This window comes from Actinomadura sp. HBU206391 (assembly GCF_014323665.1).
In the GTDB taxonomy this organism is placed as follows: domain Bacteria; phylum Actinomycetota; class Actinomycetes; order Streptosporangiales; family Streptosporangiaceae; genus Actinomadura_C.
Window position 1 is genome coordinate 1 of sequence record NZ_JABVEB010000298.1, and the last position, 6,140, is coordinate 6,140.

General features: G+C 70.8%; 6 protein-coding genes. 3 read left to right on the forward strand and 3 right to left on the reverse strand.

The window, feature by feature from the left end; all coding sequences use genetic code 11:
• Window positions 1–195: cold-shock protein (locus HKK72_RS34640; protein ID WP_187238630.1), on the reverse strand; the 195-nt coding region annotated here is incomplete at its 3' end.
• Window positions 196–235: 40 nt separating this feature from the next.
• A complete protein-coding gene (gene cofC / locus HKK72_RS34645) occupies window positions 236–907 on the reverse strand; it encodes a 2-phospho-L-lactate guanylyltransferase (RefSeq protein WP_187238631.1) in 672 nt (223 codons plus the stop codon).
• Between the two features lie 78 nt (window positions 908–985).
• On the opposite strand from cofC, the gene HKK72_RS34650 reads away from it, so the two are divergent.
• The 3 genes from HKK72_RS34650 (at window position 986) to HKK72_RS34660 (ending at window position 4,030) form a co-directional block, all read left to right on the forward strand.
• The gene (locus HKK72_RS34650) at window positions 986–1,732 is read left to right on the forward strand and encodes a lysophospholipid acyltransferase family protein (RefSeq protein ID WP_187238632.1); all 747 of its coding nucleotides are present in this window, start codon (window positions 986–988) and stop codon (window positions 1,730–1,732) included.
• Between the two features lie 11 nt (window positions 1,733–1,743).
• A complete protein-coding gene (locus HKK72_RS34655) occupies window positions 1,744–2,757 on the forward strand; it encodes an NAD(P)H-dependent glycerol-3-phosphate dehydrogenase (RefSeq protein ID WP_187238633.1) in 1,014 nt (337 codons plus the stop codon).
• A gap of 163 nt (window positions 2,758–2,920) precedes the next feature.
• Window positions 2,921–4,030 (forward strand): D-alanine--D-alanine ligase family protein, encoded by a 1,110-nt coding sequence (locus HKK72_RS34660; RefSeq protein ID WP_187238634.1) that lies wholly within the window; start codon window positions 2,921–2,923, stop codon window positions 4,028–4,030.
• A gap of 106 nt (window positions 4,031–4,136) precedes the next feature.
• Here the strand turns inward: HKK72_RS34660 and HKK72_RS34665 are convergent, their stop codons facing one another.
• On the reverse strand, window positions 4,137–6,014 hold the full coding sequence (locus tag HKK72_RS34665) for a beta-propeller domain-containing protein (protein WP_187238635.1): 1,878 nt from the start codon (window positions 6,012–6,014) through the stop codon (window positions 4,137–4,139).
• Window positions 6,015–6,140 lie beyond the last annotated feature (126 nt).

Below are 6,140 nucleotides of genomic sequence, written 5' to 3' on the forward strand. Positions count from 1 at the left end.
CGACAGGGTGATCACGGAGATCCGGTCGCCGTCCGAGCCCGGTTCCAGGGCGAGGTTGACGCGTTGGCCGAACCGCAGCAACCGCAGGCCGCCCGCCCCGAAGGCCGTGGCGTCGAAGTCGAGCGCCGTGCCGTCATCGAGCAGCACGCTGCCCGAACGGGTGGCGGCGTCGTAGGTGCGCACCGTTCCCTGCATGACGGTCAGCCTATCCACTGAGAGGGCGACGGCGGCATGATCATGACGGGGCGAGCGCGGGCAGAAGGGGGGCGATGGCCGTGGTGCGCGGACCGGCGCCGAGCCTGAGCGCGGCGAGCAGATCGTCGAGGGTGTCCACGTCACGCCGAACGCTGGAGATGCCCTCCATCGCGAGCTCTCGGGCACCCTGAGCACGATGCCGCGCGCGAGAGTCGGGGCCGAACGCCGGGGAGAAGGCGGCTCCTGGCGATGCGACGTAGAGTGTGGTTCCGACAGCGGCGGAATCCGGCACGAACGCCGTCGCGCCGTGGGCGGCCGCGGCGCCGAGGACCTCGGACAGTTCAGCCGACCGCAACGCCGGCAGGTCTGCCGACAGGGCGCCGACGCCGGCGTCCGGAGCGAGGTCGCGGGCGAGCGCGGCGCCGTGCGAGAGCGCCGGGTTGAGGCCGGCGTCCGGCTCGTCGGGGACGATGTGGGCTCCCAGACCGGCGAGCTCACGGGCGGCGAGTGGATCGTCAGTGACGACGATGACCGCCCTGACCCGCTCGCTGCGGAGGGCGGCGGCTACGGTGTCGGCGGCGACCGAGAGGGCCAGTGCTTCACGGTAGGGGCCCGCCGCGGCGGACATGCGGGACTTGGCTCGGGCGAGGACCTTGACCGGGATCACGAGGGACCACAGAAGGTCGGGGGCGCTGAAGGCTGAAGTAGACATGGCAACTCGACACTATGCGGACGCACCGCGAAACTTGAGGGCACCCCGAGCTCGGGGCATCGCATGAGGAGGACGGGCATGAGCCACGACTATTCGCCGCTCTGGCGCAAGACGTCGATCGCCATCCTGCGCCCGCTGTTGTACACGCTGCTGAAGCGGGACTGGAAGGGGCAGCGCAACGTCCCCCGGAAGGGCGGGGTCATCATCGCCGCCAACCACCTGTCGTGGGCCGACCCGCTGGCGCTCGCCCACTTCGTGTACGAGTCCGGGCGCTACCCCGTCTACCTCGCGAAGGCCCCGCTGTTCCATGCCAAGGTGGTGGGCCGGATCATCCGCGGAACCGGCCAGATCCCGGTCTACCGCGACCGGGCCGACTCCGCCGACGCGCTCAAGGAGGCCGAAGAGGCACTCCGCGCCGGTGAGTGCCTCATCTTCTACCCCGAGGGCACCTGCACCCGCGATCCCGAGCTGTGGCCGATGACCGGCCAGACCGGGGTGGCGCGGCTCGCCCTGGCCACCGGGGCCGAGGTCGTACCGGTGGCGCACTGGGGCGCGCACCGGCTGTGGCCGTACGGCACCAAGAGGTTCCGGCCGTTCCCGCGCAAGACCATGCAGGTCGTCGCGGGGCCGCCGGTCGACCTGTCGGAGTACGCGGGCCGGCCGGAGAGCAAGGCCACGGTGCGGGCCGCCACTGACATGATCATGCGAACCATCGCCGACCTGGTGGGCGAGCTGCGCGGGCTGGAGCCGCCCGAGCGGCTCTACGACCACCACAAGGCCATCGAAGAACGACGGGACAGAACCGACAGAGAGCAGGCGTCGTGACGCGCGAAGGCATGAGCAGGGGTGCGGTCATGGGGTCGGGGTCGTTCGGCACCGTCTTCGCCAAGGTCCTGTGCGACGCGGGCGGTGAGGTCAACCTGTGGGGCCGCCGTCTTGAGATCGTCGAGGCGATCAACGAGCGGCGGGAGAACCCCGACTACCTGCCGGGTGTGGAGCTTCCCGAGACGATGCGCGCGACCCTCGACCCGGCCGAGGCACTCGAGGGTGTCGACTACGTCGTGCTGGCGGTGCCCTCGCAGACGTTGCGCGCGAACCTCTCGGAGTGGAAGCCGCTGCTGCCCGAGGGCGCGGTGCTCGTCAGCCTCATGAAGGGCATCGAGCTGGGCACCGGCCGCCGCATGTCGGAGGTCATCCAGGAGGTCGCCGACGTGCCGCAGGAGCGCGTCGCCGTGATCAGCGGCCCCAACTTCGCCCGTGAGATCGCCGCTCGTCAGCCCGCGGCCTCGGTGGCGGCATGCACCGACGCCGATACCGCCCGGCGCCTGCAGGCCGCGTGCATGACCCCGTACTTCCGGGTCTACACCAACACCGACGTCATCGGGTGCGAGCTGGGCGGGGCGGTCAAGAACGTCATCGCGCTGTGCGTGGGAATCGCGGCCGGGCTCGGCTTCGGCGACAGCACGCGGGCGATGCTCATGACCCGAGGGGTGGCCGAGATCGCCCGGCTGGGCGCCGCGCTCGGCGCCGACCAGCACACATTCGCGGGCCTGGCGGGCCTCGGTGATCTCATCGCCACCTGTAGTTCCCCCCTGTCGCGCAACCGGACCTTCGGTGAGAACCTCGGCCGGGGTATGACATTGGAGCAGGTCACGGCGGCCACCAAGCAGACGGCGGAGGGAGTCAAGTCATCCGAGGCCGTGCTCGAGCTCGCCCGCAAGCACAACGTGGAGATGCCGATCACGGAGGTGGTCGCGGCGGTCATGCACCACGGGATGCCGATCTCCGAGGCCGGTTATCTGCTGATGTCGCGTTCGCCCAAGCCGGAGCGCTACGGCGTGGACGAGTAGAGCCGGCCCCGGCCCATCGGGTCGGCCGTCTTGATCGCTGGGCGAGCCGGTTCGGGGGAGCCGGGCAGCGAGACCGGCGGCGATGCGTGCCCGTCCGCGTCCGTGGGTTCCGTAATGTTCGTGCGTGGGCGATCGGTGCTGATCGCCGGTAAGGTCGGTCATCATGTCCGAGCAGTCCAAGATTCGTGTTGCCGTCGTCTTCGGCGGGCGCAGCTCCGAGCACGCCATCTCCTGTCTCACCGCCGGCAGTGTCATGGCGGCGATCGACCGTGATCGCTACGAGGTCGTGCCGATCGGCATCGCCACCGACGGCCGCTGGGTGCTGGCGCCCGCGGACCAGCGGCTGTCCATCGAGGACGGCAAGCTGCCGGAGGTCGACTCCGCCGGAGCCGCTCTCGCGCTCCCGTTCGACCCGGCCGGCCGCGGCCTCATGGTGGTCGAGCCCGGCCAGGTGCCGCGCACCCTGGGCGAGGTCGATGTGGTCCTGCCCCTGCTGCACGGCCCGTACGGGGAGGACGGAACCATTCAGGGGCTGCTCGATCTGGCCGGCGTCCGTTACGTCGGCGCCGGGGTGCTGGCCAGCGCCGCCGGCATGGACAAGGGCTTCATGAAGATCATTTGGTCCGGGCAGGGGCTGCCGGTCGGACCGTATGTCGTGGCCACCGAGCGCGACTGGCGGCGCGAGCGCAAGCGCGTGGTCGACGAGGTCAAGGAGCTCGGCCGGCCGGTGTTCGTCAAGCCCGCACGGGCCGGGTCGAGCATGGGCATCAGCAAGGTCGACTCCGAGAACGACCTCGACGCGGCGATCGAGGCGGCTCGGGAACACGATCCCAAGGTGATCATCGAGGCGGCGATCGACGGGCGTGAGATCGAGTGCGGGGTGCTCCAGGGCATCGGTGACGACCCCGCCGAGGCCAGCCTCCCGTCCGAGGTCAACGTGGCGGACGGGCACGACTTCTACGACTTCGAGGCGAAGTACCTCGATGACGGGCTTCGGCTCGACATCCCGCCGAGGCTGCCGGTCGAGGTGATCGAAGAGGTCCGGCGGATGGCGGTCCGGGCGTTCGACGCGCTCGGCTGCGAGGGGCTGGCCCGGGTGGACTTCTTCTACACGAGCGACGGCCGGCTGCTGCTCAACGAGATCAACACGATGCCGGGCTTCACTCCGGCCTCGGCGTTCCCGAAGATGTGGGCCGCCAGCGGCCTCGACTACCCGGCCCTGGTCGACCGGCTGATCCAGACCGCCCTCGCCCGCTCCGTCGGACTCCGCTGACCCGCCCGCCCGCGAACGAACGCGAGATCACCCGACCGGTGCGGTGATCTCGCGCTCGCTCGAATCCGCCGGGCGCCCAGCAGTGATCTCCCATGCGGGCGGCCCGTCAGAACCTGACCCAGGCGCGCTCCTTGAGATCGCTCAGGGCGTTGCCGCGCAGACCGGCGTCGGACATGGTCCACAGCGTGTCGCCGATCACCAGTGATCGGCGGATCTGCGAGCGCGGATGTTCGACCGTGCCGAGGCCGCGAATGCCGTCGGCGGTCACCCGCAGCGCCAGCGCCTCTCCCTTGCCGTCGGGCGCGGTGATCGGTACGACCGTGAGCCCCGTCTGCGGCCAGAACAGGAACGCGTGCGGATCATATTCGGCCTCGGCGCCCACGTTCGGCAGGTGGAACCGGGCCAGCCGCTTCGGCTGCCGCGTCACGTCGAACAGCGAGACCTGGAGGCCCTGGGTGCGGCCTTCGGCGCTCGCCTCTTGGCCGACTCCGAGCAGGCGGCCGTCGCCTGCGGGGTGCAGGTACGCCGAGTAACCGGTGATCTTCAGCTCGCCGGTGACCTTAGGTCGGGCCGGGTCGCGGAGGTCGATCGTGTAGAGCGGGTCCACCTGCCGGAACGTCACCACGTAACCCGTGGGCCCGATGAAGCGCACCGAGTAGATGCGCTCTCCCTTGCCGAGCCCTCCTACGCTGCCCACGACGTCGAGCCTCGGCCCCTTCTGGGCCAGGACGTGCACCGTGCTGCTGCCTCCGGACCCGCTATCGGCGGGCTCGTGGGTCGTGGCGACCCGCAGCCGCCCGTCGTACTCCGACATGGAGTACTGGTTGAGCAGCGTGCCGGGCACCGAGCCCGAGGCGGCGTAGCGGGGACGCCCGGCGCCGGTGACGTCGAAACGGTGGATATCGGTCCGGGCCTTCTGCGGTTTCGCCGGTTTCACCGACTTGAGCAGGGGGCCGGTGTTCCCGTAGTCGGATTCGCTGATGTAGAGGCTCGATCCGGTGCCGTACACGGTGCGGCCGTTGGTCACCACGCTGACCGGATCGGCGTCCGTGATGGCGTCGCCGCCCAGGTTCACCGTGAGCACGCTGAGAACCGAGGTGCCCTCGGAGCCGGACGGGCGGCTCACGCGCTCGCACGGCACGCGCAGGCTCTGCCGGTTCGCACCGGTCGTCACCTCATAGCGCGGCAGCCAGGCCTCCAGTGGAGCGCGCCGTACGATCCGGCGGTTCTCGGCGGTGGCGGCGGTGTCGGAGCGGCCCTGCCGCCACGGCGGGAACTGGATGCGCGGGGCTGACCGAAGCACGACCCGGGCGGTCGAGCCGGTCTGACGGGCGTCGAGGTAATCGCCGTCGGCGGTGAGGGTGCTGAGCACACGGGGCTTGCCGGCCAGGTCGACGAGCAGCAACCGCAGCCGCGGGCCGCTCACCGAGGGGTCAGGGCGGACGCCCTGGACGCCCTCGTCCACGGCGAACCGCTGCTCCGGCAGGATGATCATCGCTCGATCACCGGCCAGCAGCAGGTCACCGGTCGCCCACGGCGCGTTCACGGTGGGCAGTGACAGCGTTCCGGTGACCTTGCGAGCGGCGGGATCGACGACGTGCAGTTCGCCGCGGGCGATCGCCACGATGCGGCGGCCGTCGGTCTTGACCAGGTCGGGCTCGTCCACGCCCGCCTCGTGCGCATTGGTGCTCGAATGATCCGGCGCCTGTTTCGCGACCGCGCCCGGTGCCACCGGCGCCGCGTCGGTCCCCTGCGCCGACTCGGCACCCGGCAGTGCGCGGCCGCCGAGATCGGCGCGGACCGCCATGCCGTTGGGGAGGCCGTACGGTCCCACCTGTTTCTCAGCGGTCGTGCGCAAACCTGAGAGCAGTTGCGAGCAGTCCGTGTACGCGACGAGCCGCATCGGCGGGGCGTCCGCCGGTGCGGTCGGGGTGGGGGTGTCCGCGCCGCGTTGGCCGGTACAGCCGCACACCAGCGCCAGCACGGAAAGGGAGATTGCGGACCAGGATCGTCGACCCAGAGCACCCATTGCCCTTGGACGGCATACGGGCGGCTCCGGTTCCGCCCTTCACGGAAACGGCTGAGCGGCGGGGCGGCGGAGTACGGCCGC

What these genes read in the sequence shown, in the direction of transcription:
- HKK72_RS34650 (WP_187238632.1), top strand. Translation starts at nt 986, where the DNA reads ATGAGCCACGACTATTCGCCGCTCTGGCGCAAGACGTCGATCGCCATC.
- cofC (WP_187238631.1), bottom strand. Translation starts at nt 907, where the DNA reads ATGTCTACTTCAGCCTTCAGCGCCCCCGACCTTCTGTGGTCCCTCGTG.
- HKK72_RS34655 (WP_187238633.1), top strand. Translation starts at nt 1,744, where the DNA reads ATGAGCAGGGGTGCGGTCATGGGGTCGGGGTCGTTCGGCACCGTCTTC.
- HKK72_RS34660 (WP_187238634.1), top strand. Translation starts at nt 2,921, where the DNA reads ATGTCCGAGCAGTCCAAGATTCGTGTTGCCGTCGTCTTCGGCGGGCGC.